Here is a 16,950-nt window from a genome sequence, read left to right as displayed (position 1 = left end):
GTTGGAAGAGGTAAACAGAATCCGGAAGGGGATATACTGTCTGGTTTTTCTGTAAGCGTTAATGATTAGGGTACAGGATTAAGCTGTGAAAATAATGGTGCACAAAGTGCAAAGATGTCTGTGGATGTGTGATTTGCGCCCCATGTGATGAACGTTGTGGCACAGGAACAGACACGGAAGAAAACCATACTCAAATATCACCCACGAAAGCGACAACCGAGTGCAAAAAGGAATATATTCCATCACAGAGAATACAAGAGAAAAATGCCAGAAAAAGCGGACAAGTCCTACAATGGAAAAGCCGCAAAAAAAACACCCCAAAACGCACAAAAAGCACCATGAAATAAAGGCAAATTCACTCGGACGCCCCAAACCGGTACCGCCCTATACCGACCATCCATAGCAGCCCTCCACCAGCTCAACCGCCGCAAGCGAAGACCCCAGACTCAGGAGAACCCGTGAGCACCACCCGAAAAGCTACCGCACAGCCCCTCGAAGCACCCCTGCACCCCCTCCTGAAAACCCTCAACCAACTCAGCAACTGGGCCGCAATCCGCACCGCTGCCTCCGCACAGCCCACCGAACGTAGCGCACGCACCCTCATCGGCGCCGTCGCCGGAACCCACGCCGCGCTCATTGCAGACATCTCCACCGCAGTACGCGATACCACCGCCGAAGCGCTCAGCCTCATCATCGCCCCCACCGACCGTCAAGCAGAAGACCTCGCCGCAGCCCTGCGCTCCTACCTGCCCGCCGCAGACATCGCGCTCTTCCCCGCCTGGGAAACCCTGCCCCACGAACGCCTCTCACCGCGCTCCGACACCGTAGGCCGCCGCCTGCAGGTACTGCGCGCCATGACCGGGGACGCAGATAAACGCCCCCAAGTCGTTATCGCACCCGTACGCGCCGTCATCCAGCCCATCGTCACCGGCATCGAAAAACTTGAACCCGTACACCTGGTTCGCGGCGAAGAATACCCCTTCAAAGACGTAGTACGAGGCCTCAACGATGCCGCATACTCCCGCGTAGACCTGGTTGCCAAGCGCGGCGAATACGCCGTACGAGGCGGCATTATCGACGTCTTCCCGCCCACCGCAACTACCCCCGTCCGCCTCGAATTCTTCGGCGACGAACTCGACGAAATGCGCCACTTCTCCGTCGCCGACCAGCGCACCCTCAGTGGGGGAGAAGAGCTTACCGAACTCACCCTGTTGCCCTGCCGCGAACTGCTCATCACCCCCGAGGTCATGAGCCGCGCCGCACGACTGAAAGCCGACTACCCGGCAGCCGCAGCCATGCTTGAGAAGATTGCCGGCGGAATCTACGTCGAAGGCATGGAATCGCTCACCCCGCTGCTCATCGAATCCATGAACACCCTCACCGAGCTGCTGCCGGCAGGGTCCATGATCATTAACGTCGAACCCGAGCGCGTGCGCGCCCGCGCCGAAGACCTCGTCGCCACCAACGAAGAATTCCTCGCCGCAGCATGGGACACCTCTGCAGAAGCCGACGCAGTAGCACCCATCGACCTCGGCCAGCTCCGCATGAGCGACAGTGGATTCCGCACCATCGACCAAACCACCGCACAGGCACTCGAAGCCAAGCTCAGCTGGTGGGAAATCACCGAACTCGTCACCGACGCAGACCTACTCGAAGACGCCGCCGGGGCGCTCCAGAACCAGAACATTGCCGACGCCATCGAAGACGGAATCGACACCTACACCGTCAACGCCACCCCCGCAACCGCATTCAACGGTTCCGTCGAACGCATGCTCAGCCAGGTCGGCGACCTCATCCAGCAACAGTGGACCGTCCTCGCCCTCACCAACGGCCGCGGCTCCACCGACCGCCTCATCGACCTCTTCCACTCCGGCGAAGGGGCACCCGCCGTACCCGCAGCCCGCCGAACCAGCCTCGAAGCCGACCCCGCCGGGGACCTCGAACACGGCATCGTGGAGGTCTGCGAGGCGCCCGCCTCCGCAGGCTTTCTCATCGAGGAGGCGAAGCTCGCCGTCTTCACCGAAGCCGAACTGCTCGGACGCCGCGGCACCTACGCACCCCGAGGCGCCGCCGGACAGAAATTCGCCACGCGCCGCCGCCGCAACGCGGTTGACCCGCTCGCACTGAACCCCGGCGACTACGTGGTGCACGAACGCCACGGCATCGGCAGGTTTGTCGAGATGACCTCCCGCCCGGTGGCGGGCGCCTCCCCGGTCAACGGTGTGCAGCCCATGAAGGAATACCTGGTCATCGAGTACGCCCCCGCCAAGCGCGGTGGTGCACCCGACCGCCTCTTCGTGCCCTCCGACCAGCTGGACCTGATCTCCAACTACGTGGGTGGCGAGAACCCGAGCCTGTCCAAGATGGGCGGCAGCGACTGGGCTAAGACCAAGTCCCGCGCCCGCAAGGCAGTCAAGGAAATCGCCGCCGACCTGGTGAAACTCTATTCGGCACGCCAGGCATCGCGCGGTCACGCCTTCGCCGCAGATACCCCCTGGCAGCGAGAGCTGGAAGAGTCCTTCCCCTACAACGAGACTCCCGACCAGCTCACCGCCATCCACGAGGTGAAGGAAGACATGGAGAAAGAAATCCCCATGGACCGCCTCATCTCCGGCGATGTGGGCTTCGGCAAAACCGAGGTCGCTGTACGTGCCGCATTCAAGGCGGTACAGGACGGCAAACAGGTTGCCGTGCTCGTACCCACGACCCTGCTCGCGCAACAGCACTACGAGACGTTTAGCGAGCGCTTCTCGGGATTCCCCGTGAAGATTCGCGTGCTATCCCGCTTCCAGAAGGCGAAGGAAACCCGCCAGATTACCGAAGAAATCGCATCCGGCGCGGTGGACGTGGTGATCGGTACCCACCGCATCCTCTCAGACAGCGTGGTGTTCAAGGACCTGGGCCTGGTCATCATTGACGAGGAGCAGCGCTTTGGCGTGGAGCACAAGGAAAAGCTCAAGCAGATGCGCACCAACGTGGACGTGCTCGCCATGAGTGCAACCCCCATTCCACGCACCCTCGAAATGTCGCTAACCGGTATTCGCGAGACCTCCACCCTTGCCACCGCGCCGGAGGAACGCCACCCTGTGCTGACCTTCGTGGGTCCGCGAACCGACAGCCAGATTACCGCCGCAATCCGCCGCGAGCTCATGCGTGAAGGGCAGGTGTTTTTCGTGCACAACCGCGTGGCTGACATCGACGATGTTGCTGCGGAAATCGGCAAGCTCGTGCCGGAGGCGCGCATCGCCACCGCCCACGGCCGCATGAGTGAATCGCGCCTGGAGCAGATTATTGTGGACTTCTGGGAGCGCCGCTTTGACGTGCTGGTGTGCACCACCATCGTGGAGACCGGCCTGGATATTTCGAACGCGAACACCCTCATTGTCGACCACGCCCAGAACTACGGTCTGAGCCAGTTGCATCAGCTGCGTGGACGTGTGGGCCGTGGCCGTGAGCGCGCCTACGCGTACTTCCTGTACCCAGTGGATAAGACCCTCGGCGAGATTGCACACGAGCGTCTGAAGGCTGTAGCGACCCACAATGAGCTGGGCGCTGGCCTACAGCTTGCGATGAAGGACCTGGAGATCCGCGGTGCCGGCAACCTGCTCGGCGGCGAACAGTCCGGCCATATTGCCGGTGTCGGTTTTGACCTGTACCTGCGCCTGGTCGGCGAGGCGGTGGCGAACTACCGCGGCGAGAAGGAAGAGCGCGAGGTCGAGACGAAGATTGACCTGCCCGTCAATGCGCATATTCCGCACACCTACATTGACTCGGAGCGTCTGCGCCTGCAGGCATACCGCCAGATTGCCGCCGCCGATACCGAAGAGAAGATCGCGGAGGCTCGCGAGGAGCTGGTCGACCGTTACGGCGAGTTGCCGGAGGCGGTCGAGAACCTGCTTGCCGTGGCGACGGTGCGCATGCACGCCCGTGCCGCCGGTATTCATGAGCTGGTGGTGTTGGGACCGAAGGTTCGCGTGGTAACCGCTACGCCGCTGCCGGAGTCCCGCCAGATGCGTCTGAAGCGCGTGTACCCTGGCTCCACACACGCCCAGCCGAAGGGTATGGACACCTGGCTGACGCTGGTTCCGCGCCCGAAGACCATGCCGGTGGGCGGTAAGGACCTGGTGGATGGCGCGATGCTGCAGTGGGCTGAGAAGTTCATTAACTCGATTTACTCGGAGAAGCCGCAGGCTCTCGAGGAGTAGAGACATACAGGGGTAGGCGCCGCCCAGTCATATCGGGCTGCCGAACCATGATGCCGAACCATGAAGATGCTCGCCGTGCAGATTGCCACAATATGGCACATCTGCACGGCGAGTGCGTTTGCCCCGTAGGGGCGGCATAGCTCACAATTAAGGCATGACTTCAACGGTGAACTATGCATCTCAGCGAATTGTAATTATTGGTGGTGGCCCCGGCGGCTACGAGGCAGCGATGGTGGCTGCCGCATCCAACGCGGACGTGACTCTGATCGAACGCAATGCCATTGGTGGCTCCGCCGTTCTGACTGACGTTGTGCCCTCTAAGACCCTGATTGCTACGGCGGATATGATGACCCGCTTCTCCGAGGCGGGTAGCCTGGGCATCGAGAACACGAAGGGTAAGGCGCCGCAGCTTCGAGTTGATATGGACCGCGTGAACCGCCGAGTCCGCGACCTGGCCCAGCAACAGTCTGCCGACATTAAGCGTGCCCTGGCCTCTGCAGGAGTGAAGATTATTCACGGTACCGGTAAGCTCCTGGACCGCCACACCGTGCAGGTGACCGATGAGGCGGGTCTGGTCTACCCCCTGCACGCGGACTTTGTGCTGTTGTCGGTGGGTACGCATCCGCGTGAAATGGCGACCGGTATGCCCGATGGCGAGCGCATTCTGACCTGGACTCAGCTGTACAACCTCTCCGAGGTTCCCGAGGAGCTGATTGTGATTGGTTCGGGTGTGACCGGTGCCGAGTTCGCGTCGGCGTATAACGGTCTGGGCTCGAAGGTGACCCTGGTGTCTTCGCGTGACCGTGTGCTTCCCGGTGAGGACGAGGACGCAGCTCGCGTGCTGGAGGACGTCTTTGAACGTCGCGGCGTGCGAGTGATGCCGCGTTCCCGTGCGGCTGCTGTTGAGCGTACTGAGGACGGCTCCGGCGTTATTGTGACTCTGTCGGATGGTCGTAAGGTTTCTGGCACTCACTGCCTGGTTGCTATTGGTTCGATTCCGAACACTGAAGATTTGGGCCTGGAAGACGTCGGTGTTGAGCAGACCCCGAGCGGTCATATTAAGGTGGATGGTGTGTCCCGTACGAGCGTGAACAGCATTTACGCTGCCGGCGACTGCACGGGCGTGTACCCGCTGGCTTCCGTGGCTGCGATGCAGGGCCGTATCGCTATGGCACATATCCTCGGTGATGCGGTGCGCCCGCTGCGCACCGATAAGGTTGCCGCGAACATCTTCACCTCCCCGGAGATTGCGACCGTAGGCGTGAGTGAGAAGGACCTCGCCGAGGGCGCCTACCGCGGCGACGCGGTGACCCTGCAGCTGGGCACGAACCCGCGCGCGAAGATGATGGCGATGCGCGACGGCTTTGTGAAGATTTTTGCTCGCCGCCACTCCGGCACCGTCATTGGTGGCGTGGTGGTTGGTCAGCGTGCTTCCGAGCTGATTTACCCCATTGCCCTGGCGGTGGAGAAGAAGCTCGCGGTGGATGACCTGGCGGATACCTTCACGGTCTATCCCTCGCTCTCGGGCTCTATCGCTGAGGCTGCACGTAAGCTGCACACTCGCGGCTTGTAGCCCGCACATAGATACCCTGGGCTTGTAGAGAGCCGGTATCTCTGAAGCGCACAAAAGCGGTGGGGGTCGCCTCCTGATTCTAAGGAATTCAGGAGGCGACCCCCACCGCTTTGCTGTAGAGACGCGTTAGCTCCGTGAAGCTTTACTTCGTGGTGCTGACAGCGTTCATGTCCACGTCACGGGTTTCGTGAGTGAGCAGGATGAAGATAACGCTCAGGATCGAGGCGAATGCCAGGTAGCCGCCCACTGCAGCCACACCGTAGGAGGTGTTCAGCCACACAGCCACGAACGGGGTCAGTGCCGCACCGAGGATGGACGCCACGTTGTAGGCGATACCGCTGGCGGTGTAACGCACGTTGGTGGGGTACAGCTCCGGCAGGTATGCGGACATGGAACCGAAGGACAGACCCATCAGGCACATACCGATAAAGATGAAGAGGGTAACCACTGCCGCGTTTGCGTTCGCGCCGGTACCAACAACGGAGGGGGAGATGAACAGACCGAAGGACAGACCGAAGACAGCCATCGCGATGGTGGTCCACAGCTGCTGAGTGCGGCGGCCGTACTTGTCAGCCAGCCAACCCGAGATTGGAATGAAGATCGCGAAGCCAATAATGGAGATCAGCTGAATGATCAGGAACTCGCGGTAGGGGATAGCCAGGCCGCCCTTATCCGCCTTGCCGATACCGTAGGAGAGGACCCAAGCGGTCATCAGGTAGAACAGCACATAGCAGGCAACCATGATGAAGGTGCCCTGAATCATGGGCCACCAAGCGACCTTGAACGCCTCAACGAGCGGGGTCTTCACCTTCTCGTTGTTAGCGGCAGCCTTGGCGAAGACGGGGGTCTCCTCCAGCTTGAAACGCACGTACAGACCAACGGCGACCATCACGATGGACAGCAGGAACGGAATACGCCAACCCCAAATGAGGAAGGGGTGCTCGAGGTTCTTCGCGTCGGTTGCGGAGTTGAAGGTAATCCAGCTGGTCAGCAACAGCATGAAGCCGTTCGCAAGCACGAAGCCGATGGGTGCACCCAGCTGAGGCCACATCGCGGCGCGGGCGCGCTTGCCATCCTCAGCGTATTCGCTCGCGAGCAGCGCCGCACCGGACCATTCGCCGCCCAGGCCCAAGCCCTGGCAGAAACGCATAATGGTCAGCATGGTCGGTGCCCACAGACCAATCTGGTGATAGGTGGGCAGCAGACCGATGATGAAGGTTGCCAGACCCATGGTGAGCAGTGCACCGACGAGGGTAGCCTTACGACCGATCTTGTCGCCGAAGTGGCCGAAGATCACGGAACCGAGGGGGCGCGCGATGAATGCGACGCCGAAGGTAGCGAAGGAAGCCAGAAGCTCGGTGGTTGCGTCCTTCGAGGGGAAGAACAGTACGGGGAACACAGCCACTGCTGCAGTGGCGTAAATGTAGAAATCGTAGAACTCGATGGTGGTACCAACGAGCGAGGCGAGAATAACTCGACTGCGAGGAGTCGTATTCTTCACCGGTGCAGCAGACGCTTTCGTGTCGGATGCAGAAGCGCTCATGAGGAAAACTCCCGAGATGGTGAATTTGTGTGTACACATGGAGCCTGAGGTAGGTGTTCCGTTGCCGGTCAGCGCGGGAGGGGGGTGTGCCGTAGGCGCGTACTGGGTGCCGTGACCGCACCGGGTGGGGTGCGGCAGGTGTCGGATTCTGAAAGGCTCCTCTAAAGTGCAACATTATAACTCTGTTCAGAAAAACCCAAACAAATACAGCCACTATCTGGACGCGAACACAAGGGTTAGCGGCGTAAATCCCACTTAAACAGGCAAGAGCGGACATAGAAAATCCCCCGGAAAGATACGAGACGTTACCTCATGCCCTTCCGGGGGATTCGTATAGCCTATGGCGCTCGCGGTATCGAGACCGCAGTAGCGAGATAGAGCGTTACTTGATGGTTGCCAGTACCGCGCCGGAGGTGACGGTATCGCCCGGCTTAGCCGACAGACCCGAAACCTTACCCGCCTTGTGTGCGGTAATGGGCTGCTCCATCTTCATAGCCTCCAGCACCAGAATCAGGTCGCCCTCGGCGACGGTGTCGCCGTCAGATGCGGCAACCTTCACAATGGTGCCCTGCATGGGGCTGGTCAGCTCATCGCCGCCACCCTTTGCCGCGCTACGTGCCGAACGGGACTTGCGGGTCTTGGACGCGGGCTTAGCGGCAGGCTTAGCGCCACCGCCCAGCTCGGGCAGGGACACCTCCATGCGCTTGCCGTTGACCTCAACGACCACGGTGGTGCGCTCATCCTCATCGGAGCCCACGCTGCCGGGTGCGCCGGAGTACATGGGGATAGTGTTGTTGAACTCGGTCTCAATCCAGCGGGTGTGCACCTTGAAATCGCCACCCTCAGCCGGTGCGAAGGCGGGATCATCCAGCACGACGCGGTGGAACGGGATGACGGTCGGCATACCCTCAATGGTCAGCTCAGCCAGGGCGCGGCGGGCACGCTGCAGAGCCTGCTCACGATTCGCGCCGGTGACAATGAGCTTAGCCAGCATAGAGTCGAAGTTACCGCCGATGACATCGCCAGCCACAAAGCCTGAATCCCAGCGCACGCCGGGGCCGGTGGGCACGGTCAGCTTCTCGATGGTGCCGGGGGCGGGCATGAAGGAACGGCCCGCATCCTCACCGTTGATGCGGAACTCGAAGGAGTGACCGCGCAGAACCGGGTCCTTCTCCTCAATCTTCTCGCCGCGAGCAATACGGAACTGCTCACGAACCAGGTCAATACCCGAAATCTCCTCGGAAACCGGGTGCTCCACCTGCAGGCGAGTGTTCACCTCAAGGAAGGAGATAGTGCCGTCGGTACCGACCAGGAACTCACAGGTGCCTGCACCCTGGTAGCCGGCCTCGCGCAGAATCGCGCGGGACGCCTCATACAGGCGCTTGTTCTGCTCATCGCTCAGGTAGGGGGCAGGTGCCTCCTCAATGAGCTTCTGGTTGCGGCGCTGCAGGGAGCAGTCACGGGTGGAAACCACCACAACGTTGCCGTGCGCATCCGCCAGGCACTGGGTCTCAACGTGGCGGGGCGAATCCAAGAAACGCTCGATGAAGCACTCGCCGCGACCGAACGCCGCGGTAGCCTCGCGAACAGCGGACTCGTACATCTCGACGATGCTCTCGCGGTCACGGGCAACCTTAATGCCGCGGCCACCACCACCGAATGCGGCCTTCACCGCAATGGGCAGACCGTGCTCATCCGCGAAGGCAACAACCTCATCGGCGGACTTGACCGGATCCTTGGTGCCGGGCACCAGGGGAGCGCCCACCTTCTGCGCGATGTGGCGTGCCGCCACCTTATCGCCCAGCTGGGTAATGGACTCGGGGGAGGGGCCAATCCAGGTCAGACCCGCGTCGATGCACTTCTGAGCGAACTGCGCGTTCTCAGACAGGAAACCGTAACCGGGGTGCACGGCGTCAGCGCCGGAGCGGATAGCAATCTCAATGAGCTTATCCATCACCAGGTAGGACTGCGCCGCAGTGGCACCGCCGAGAGCGTAGGCTTCATCGGCAAGCTTCACGTGCTGGGCGTCGCGGTCCGGGTCAGCGTAGACGGCGACGGTCTGCAGACCCTCATCGCGGGCTGCGCGAATCACGCGGACAGCAATTTCACCGCGGTTAGCGATCAGAATCTTGCTGACCGGGCCGGTGTGGCGGCCGGGAACTGCAGTAAATTTCTTGGCGGCTTCTGCCTGGTGCTGAGTCACTTAAAGCTCTCCTTTAATCTCCTGCTCCAAGGATACATCGGCAGGATTGGCGAATATAACGCGCATCATACTGTTCTATCTTATCGATTGGTGTTCAACAATGTGTATTTCAGGGCGCGCTTTGAGACGGATTTATGCTGTGAGCCGGTTCTAATCCTCTTGCTCGGGCGCTAGCCACAAATCGGTCACCGCGACCTCGCGGCGGCGCAGCATATCGCGTAGTGCGTGGATGGACAGGCCCACCACCGTGTGGAACTCACCCTCAATACCGCGAATAAACGCCGAACCGTAACCGTCCAGGGTGAAGGATCCCGCCACCCAGAGCGGCTCACCGGTAGCAATGTACGCCTCGATTTCCTCGGGGTTGAGCGTATCAAAGTGGACGGTAGCGCTGCGCAGCTCAGAAACGGTGGGCAGCTCAGAAGTAGCGGACAGCTCGGCACCCGGCTCAAGACCGCGCAAATCCACTAGAGCGTGACCGGTGTGCAGCACGCCGTGGTTGCCGCTCATTGCGCTGATGCGCTCGCGTGCCGCCTCGGCAGTGTGAGGCTTGCCGTAGGCAACACCCTCAAACTCGAAGACCGAATCGCAGCCCAGAACCAGCGCATCGCGCACACCCTCGGCGGCGAGTTCAGCGGCAACTGCCTGCGCCTTCAACTGCGCCAGAAGGGAAGCGGTCTCAGCCGGGGTGAGTCCCGCACGTCCCTGCGCTCGCGCCTGTTCGTTGGCGGTAGCGAGTGCGGCGTCTTCATCTACGGAGGAGACGCGCACCGTGAACGCGATGCGGGAGTCTTCCAGGAGCTTGCGGCGCGCCGGGGATGCGGAGGCAAGAATCAAACGGATCGGTGTGGTACTCATAGGTTCTATTTTAGAGCCTTGCGGGTGAGCCTTACCCTCGAGTGCAGATTGAAGGGTGTCAAGAAGCTGGGGGAATGGGCAGAAAAGTAAGGGGGGGGACGAAAAGAGCGTGTCCCATCCCCCTCAACCACGTAGGAGATGGAACACGCCGTTCAAAATCATAACTCTTCTCAATCGTTAAAGAAAAAAGAATCAATAGTGACACTTTTATGACGTTTGACAAATGTATTTTGCCCATGCTGAGGCATGGGTGGTGGAGAAGCGACACGGCGCTAAGCGGTACCGCCTAGCGCCGTGTGCGTGAGCCTTCGTCAGATTAGCGGTGTGCCGCGGCGGTGTTGTCTTCCACCTCGTGAAGTCGCTGCGCCTCGCCGGCGATGCGCTCATCGTAGAATTCCTGAGCCACGAAGCCGCCCTCCGAACGGGGAGCGTTGTAGAGCTCCTCATCCAAAATGCCCTCGCGGCGAGCCACAATCGCGGGAACCAGAGCTTGACCGGCAACGTTCAGGGCGGTACGACCCATGTCAACGATCGGGTCAATCGCCAGGAGCAGACCCACACCGTCCAGCGGCAGACCCAGAGTGGAAAGGGTCAGGGTCAGCATCACGATAGCGCCGGTCGTACCGGCAGTCGCAGCCGAACCGAGCACGGACACCATCACAATCAGCAGATACTGGGTGAAGTCCAGCTGAATACCGTAGAACTGAGCCACGAAGATTGCGGCAAGAGCCGGGTAAACCGAAGCGCAGCCGTCCATCTTGGTGGTCGCACCCAGCGGAACCGCGAAGGATGCGTAGGCGCGGGGAACGCCCAGGTTGCGTTCGGCAACGGTCTGGGTCATCGGCATCGAACCCATCGAGGAGCGGGAAACGAAGCCCAGCTGAAGCGCCGGCCACACGCCCGAGAAGTACTGGCGGACCGACAGGCCGTTCGCGCGAACAATAATCGGGTAGACCACGAGGAAGACCAGCAGCAGGCCAATGTAGAGGGCGATGACGAACGCGACCAGCGAACCCATCGACGCCCAACCGTACGCGAACACTGCCTTAGCAATCAGACCCACGGTACCCAGCGGTGCCAGGCGAATAATCCACCACAGAATCTTCTGAATAATCGCCAGAGCGCTCTTGACTACGTCAATGAACGGCTTGGCTGCCTCACCGACCTTCAGCGCGGCAATACCGACTGCGCCGGAAATGACCAGGATCTGCAGCACGTTGAAGGATGCCGAGGCGGTAATGCCGGAATCGCCGGACTTAGCGCTGACACCCAGACCCAGGAAGTTCACCGGAATCAGACCGGTCAGGAACGCGGTCCACGAACCGGTCGAGCCGGTGTACGCCTTACCCTGCACCTGCGCACCCACGCCCGGCTGAACAATCAGGCCCATCGCAATACCGATGAGCACCGCGAAGAACGCGGTAATCGCAAACCAGATGAGCGTGTTAACCGCCAGACGCGCCGCGTTAGTTACCTGCGACAGGTTAGAGATGGAGGCGACCACGGCGGTGAAAATCAGCGGAACAACAGCCGCCTTCAGCAGGGTGACGTAGGAGGAGCCGATGGTATCTAAGGTCACCATGAGCCAGTTGGGGTTGCTCTTCGCGTCCCCGCCCAGTGCGAGGGCGAGCGCGCCGAGAACAATACCCAGAATGAGGGAAGCAATGATTTGGTTGCCGAAAGAAGTAGCCCACTTGGGCAGACGTGAACGAGATGATGCATGCGGTGTAGACATGTGGCATACTCTAAAACTTTTACGCGCTCCGGCGCGAGTTTGTGTGAAGAAGTATTGCAAACCCGGTGCAGTGTAGGGGATGTATGACGAACCATGACTTTCCGGCGGCACCTTTCGGCTGTACATCCCGCAGCCCAACCAGCAACACAGCCCAACCCCGCTGCCCAACCAGCAGAGTAGCCCAACCAGCAACGCCGCCACCAGTGCCGCCAGCAGCCCCCCACATAGGCGGTTAAATCGGCTGATAGTTAATTAGGAATTGCCGCAAAAGCAAACAGAAAGGAAACAACTGCGCAACATGCGGGGAAGCTTGCTGAGATTTTGCCGTCAGCTAATAAGCCGAAAGCTAGAGCTTGATATGCTGGAATCACACCGATAGTCCGGCGAAAGTCGCCGGATGATGCTGTACCCACTCAGCTTCATGTACGCGTTGAGCAATACGCCACGCACCACCTTTCAAGGAGAGATGCATGAGTTCTGCTCCCCAATACCCCGGCGGAACCACCACCCCCAACGGCCCGAAGAAGCCCGGCAACCGCATGGAAGCAGTCGCCAACTTTGCTACCCGCGCCGCACAGACCTCTGCCCAGCAGACCCTGAACCTGGGCGCGACCCGCCCCGGCATCGCCAAGATGATTGCCGTAGCGGGCGCTGGCGTGCTGCTGGTTGGCGGTGGCATCTTCGCCTACAACTCCATGCACCAGGAAGAGAACGCGTTCCTGTCGCAGGGCGAAGAGTACGCCCGCGTCTGCCAGGATGCGAAGACCGGCCTGCGCGTGGAAGATAGCGAATGTGAGAAGGCAGGCGTTCAGGAGCCGACCGACTCATCCAGCAGCGATTCCTCGGGCTCCTCGAACTCGTCGGGTTCCTCTAGTTCCTCCGGATCTTCGGGCACTTCTGGTTCGACCACCACTCACAATAATTCGAATGCGTTCCTCTGGTACTACCTAGGTCGCCAGAGTGCCGCAAACTCCACCGGCACCCCCACGGTTCCGGGTGTGGGCACTAAGCTCTCCGGAGGCAGCACCACCCGCCCCAGCAACGGCACCGTCTACAGCGGCGTGTCCTCCAAGGGCGGCGGCTTCGAGGACTCCTACCGCACCGCGAAGAAGTCCTCCACCGTCTCCTCCGGCAAGGTAACCAGCACCAACAACTCCGGTAAGACCTCCACGGTGCGTAATAAGACCACCGGCTCGGTCTCCAGCGGTAAGCAGGGCACCAGCAATAGCGGCAGCACCGGCTCCTATAGCAAGTCGAACACCTCCAAGTCGGGTTCGTCCTCGAAGTCTGGTTCCTCGTCTAAGTCGGGTTCTTCGTCCAAGTCTGGTTCTTCCTCGAAGTCCGGTAGCAAGGGCGGTTTCGGTGGCGGCTCCAAGTCCGGTGGCGGCCGCTCCGGCGGCTAAGCCATAAGCCATCACACTAAATGCGGGCAGGGACTGAACGGTCCCGCCCGCATTTTCCTCACTATTTTCCAATCACTACTTCGAAGGAGCCTAGCCCCTCATGCGCCGTGAAGAATTTCCCGTCGGCCGACCCGACTGGGAGAACGTCATCATTGAGGAAGGCCTCACCTACAGCGTGGACGGCCCCCACGACACCGACCACTATTGGAACGAATACGCCGCCTACATTTTCAGCCCGCAAGAAATGGACTCTGTGCGCGCCCAGGCGGAAGAAATGCACCGCATGTGCCTGGAAACCGTCGAGTACATTGCCTCCGGCGCGTTCGGCACCCTCGGTCTGCCCCAGGCGGCGTTCAACCTCGCCGTAGAATCCTGGAACCGCCGCGACGCCGACTTCTACGGACGCTTCGACTTCACCTACTCGGGCGTGCCTGGCGACCCCATGAAGCTGCTCGAATACAACGCAGACACCCCCACTGGCATCGTGGAGGCGGCAGTCAGCCAGAAAACCTGGGCGAAAGACCAGCGCCTCGATACCCGCGGCTACGCCCACTGGGGTGAAATCGGCGAAGCCTTCACCAACCGTTGGCGCCACATCTTCGCAGCCGAAATTGCCGCTGGCGTGCAGCCCGTACTGCACCTGGCGCACGTGAGCCCCGAGATTGACGAGAACAACGAGGACTACAACAACCTCTGGCTCATCGCCTACGCGGCGCAGCAGGCGGGCATCAAAACCCACATGATTCCCATCGACGAAGTCATCTTCAACGAGGACACCAAGAGCTGGGAAGACGCCTACGGACGCGCCATCACCAACCTCTTCAAGCTCTACCCCTGGGAAGACCTGGTCACCGACAGCGAAGCAGGCTACGACAAGCTCCTCTTCGCCTACCATGACTCCATGCAGCGCTGGATTGAGCCGGCGTGGAAGATGTTCCTCTCCAATAAGCTGCTGCTTGCCGCGCTCTGGGATAAGTACCCCGGCCACCCGAACCTCGTACCCACCTACGCGGGCCACCGCGGCGGCATGCGCAACTGGGTTCGCAAACCCATCTTCGGACGCGAAGGCGACGGCGTAGAAATCTACGCCCCCGACTACGACGTCTTCATCAAGCCCGAAGACGACGACTTCTTCGCCAACGCCCCCGAAAGCGAATTCATCTACCAGGAGTACATCCCGGCACCGCGCTACGAAGGCATTATCAACCCGGTCAGCCACCCCATCCTCGGCGTGTGGGTGGTCGACGGACGCACCGTAGGCGTGGGCATCCGCGAATCGAACGGCGCGCTCACCGACTACTGGTGCCGCTTCGCCCCGCATCTGGTGGATCTGAACGACTCCACCGGCATGGGATTCGGCACCACCGACCCCGGCACCGCAAACTTCGGATAGCCCGGAATCCCGATAGATAAACCTCGCACGAAAAGACGAAGCCCCCGCCTCAGCCAAAGCTGAAGCGGGGGCTTCATCCCTAGAGCTCCTAATCAGAGACTCTAGAAAACCACTCAACGAGGAGCGAACAGACTAGAGGCTACTCGTCATCGTCCTCATCGTCGTCATCCTCAGTATCCAGAGGAAGCATCATCTCATCGGTCAGGGCGCGACGCAGAGTATCCAGGCCCACCGAACCGAGCAGAAGCGCACGCGTGTGGAACGCACGCATGTCATCGCCGCGGCGCAGAGCCTGATCGCGCAACTCCAGCCAGAGGCGCTCACCAATCTTGTAGCTCGGAGCCTGACCCGGCCAACCCAGGTAACGCAGGAACTCGAAACGCAAGTGGCCCTCGGACTCGTCCAGGTTCAGCTTCAAGAACTCGTAACCCAGCTCAGAAGTCCAGATGGTGCCCGGCTCAACGCCCAACTGCTCAGCCCACTCGGCGGGAATCGGCATCTCGCAGTGAACACCAATATCGAAGACCACGCGGGCGGCGCGCATACGCTGAGCGTTCAGCATACCCATGCGGTCACCCGGATCCTTCAGGTAGCCCAGTTCCTCCATGAGGCGCTCGGCGTACAGCGCCCAGCCCTCACCGTGACCGGAAACCCACAGCATGTTCGTGCGCCAGGAGTTCATGGTGCCCTTCAGAGCCGTGGCGATAGCAATCTGCAGGTGGTGGCCCGGAACACCCTCGTGGTACACGGTGGAGGTTTCACGCCAGGTAGTGAACGTGTCCTCACCCTCGGGAACCGACCACCACATGCGGCCCGGACGCGAGAAATCGGGGGAGGGGCCGGTGTAGTAAATACCACCCTCGTTCGTGGGCGCAATGCAACACTCAATGCGGCGCATGGGGCCGCCAATTTCAAAGTGAGTATCCGCCAGGTTCTCCACCGCGGCGTCGGCGAGCTTCTGCATCCACGCCTTCAGCTCATCGGTGCCGTGCAGCTGACGTGCCGGATCCTCATCGAGCAGCTGCTTCGCACGCTCAATGCTTGCGCCCGGCTCAATCTCCTCGGCAACCTCACGCTGACGAGCAATAATGCTCTCCAGCTCCTTCACGCCCCAGGCGTAGGTCTCGTCCAGGTCAATGGTGGTGCCCAGGAACGAACGGGAGTGCAGGCTGTACGCCTTACGGCCCACAGCGTCGCGGGAGGGAGCGACCGGCTGCAGCTTCTCCACCAGGTAGCTGTTGAGGCGGCGGTAGCCTTCCTTCGCAGCCTCGGCACCGGCGGCAGCCTCATCCTTCAGGGCGGGGACAGCCTCGGCGACCTCAGCGGCAAGCTCGTCAAAAAAACCACCGGGAGCGTAGTACGCGGCGGTCTGCTCAATGACAATATCCACCTGGCGGCGCGGGGCGACCTTGCCCTCTTCACGAGCCGCCTCAAGGGTCTGGATGTAGCCCTCCAGCGCCTCGGTCACGCGGTGCATACGACCAATAATGTGCTCCCAATCCTGCTGGGTGTTGCGCTTCATCAGGTCAAAGACCGAGCGCACCTCCTGCGGGACGGAGGCAATATTGTTCAGCTGCCAGCCACCAAAACCAGCCTTGTACTGCTTGCGGTACAGGCTCAGACGCTCCTGCAGAGCATCCAGGGTGACCAGGTCAACGTCATCAATAGGCAGGACGTTATCGACCTTCTTCAAAGTCTTCTTCGCAAGGCGCGCAAAAGCCTTCTCGCCGGCGGGCGAGTAATCGGGGTACAGGGTCTCTACGCCCTTACGACCAAGCTCGGTTGCATGGACGGGGTTCAGGTCGAGGACCTTTTCAAAGTATTCGTTAGCAATCTGATCGACGTCGGTCAGCGAGCGCTTCAATCGGTAGATGCTGGGAAGTTCCTGGTAAGTGCTCATGTTCATATCCTAACGCAGGGGTGTGCCTCCAACCACGATTTTCGGTGATTTAGCTCGCTTAAACCGGCAATATTACGGGCTGAGCGGCACCGAACACGACGAAAAGGGCTCACCTGTGGACAACTCACCGGGGCGCA

Annotated in this window: 9 protein-coding genes; 4 read left to right on the top strand and 5 right to left on the bottom strand. The window is 60.8% G+C overall.

Annotated elements, in window-relative coordinates:
• The first annotated feature begins 458 nt into the window (after positions 1 to 458).
• Positions 459 to 4,205, top strand: a complete 3,747-nt coding sequence (gene mfd / locus HMPREF2894_RS07320) for a transcription-repair coupling factor (RefSeq protein WP_070678596.1) — start codon at positions 459 to 461, stop codon at positions 4,203 to 4,205.
• 154 nt (positions 4,206 to 4,359) lie between these two features.
• On the top strand, positions 4,360 to 5,778 hold the full coding sequence (locus tag HMPREF2894_RS07315; RefSeq protein WP_044142785.1) for an NAD(P)H-quinone dehydrogenase: 1,419 nt from the start codon (positions 4,360 to 4,362) through the stop codon (positions 5,776 to 5,778).
• A 142-nt stretch (positions 5,779 to 5,920) separates the two neighbouring features.
• Here the strand turns inward: HMPREF2894_RS07315 and HMPREF2894_RS07310 are convergent, their stop codons facing one another.
• The 4 genes from HMPREF2894_RS07310 to HMPREF2894_RS07295 form a co-directional block, all read right to left on the bottom strand.
• A complete protein-coding gene (locus tag HMPREF2894_RS07310; protein WP_070678591.1) occupies positions 5,921 to 7,321 on the bottom strand; it encodes an MFS transporter in 1,401 nt (466 codons plus the stop codon).
• A 382-nt stretch (positions 7,322 to 7,703) separates the two neighbouring features.
• Positions 7,704 to 9,524: an acetyl/propionyl/methylcrotonyl-CoA carboxylase subunit alpha gene (locus HMPREF2894_RS07305; protein ID WP_070678587.1), complete on the bottom strand. Its 1,821-nt coding sequence runs from the start codon at positions 9,522 to 9,524 to the stop codon at positions 7,704 to 7,706.
• Positions 9,525 to 9,674: 150 nt separating this feature from the next.
• Positions 9,675 to 10,382, bottom strand: a complete 708-nt coding sequence (locus HMPREF2894_RS07300) for a Maf family protein (protein WP_070678584.1) — start codon at positions 10,380 to 10,382, stop codon at positions 9,675 to 9,677.
• A 316-nt stretch (positions 10,383 to 10,698) separates the two neighbouring features.
• Positions 10,699 to 12,117, bottom strand: a complete 1,419-nt coding sequence (locus HMPREF2894_RS07295; RefSeq protein WP_070644064.1) for a dicarboxylate/amino acid:cation symporter — start codon at positions 12,115 to 12,117, stop codon at positions 10,699 to 10,701.
• Positions 12,118 to 12,587: 470 nt separating this feature from the next.
• On the opposite strand from HMPREF2894_RS07295, the gene HMPREF2894_RS07290 reads away from it, so the two are divergent.
• On the top strand, positions 12,588 to 13,520 hold the full coding sequence (locus HMPREF2894_RS07290; RefSeq protein WP_070678582.1) for a hypothetical protein: 933 nt from the start codon (positions 12,588 to 12,590) through the stop codon (positions 13,518 to 13,520).
• A gap of 100 nt (positions 13,521 to 13,620) precedes the next feature.
• Positions 13,621 to 14,913: a glutathionylspermidine synthase family protein gene (locus HMPREF2894_RS07285; protein ID WP_070678579.1), complete on the top strand. Its 1,293-nt coding sequence runs from the start codon at positions 13,621 to 13,623 to the stop codon at positions 14,911 to 14,913.
• Between the two features lie 139 nt (positions 14,914 to 15,052).
• Here HMPREF2894_RS07285 and HMPREF2894_RS07280 read toward each other — a convergent pair whose 3' ends face one another.
• Positions 15,053 to 16,813 carry a DUF885 domain-containing protein gene (locus HMPREF2894_RS07280; protein WP_070678576.1) on the bottom strand — a complete coding sequence of 587 codons (1,761 nt, stop codon included), beginning with the start codon at positions 16,811 to 16,813 and terminating at the stop codon, positions 15,053 to 15,055.
• Positions 16,814 to 16,950: the final 137 nt, after the last annotated feature.

The organism is Rothia sp. HMSC066G02 (assembly GCF_001813145.1).
In the GTDB taxonomy this organism is placed as follows: domain Bacteria; phylum Actinomycetota; class Actinomycetes; order Actinomycetales; family Micrococcaceae; genus Rothia.
The sequence above is the reverse complement of the archived record's forward strand: the minus strand, read 5'-3'. Positions and strand labels throughout refer to the sequence as shown.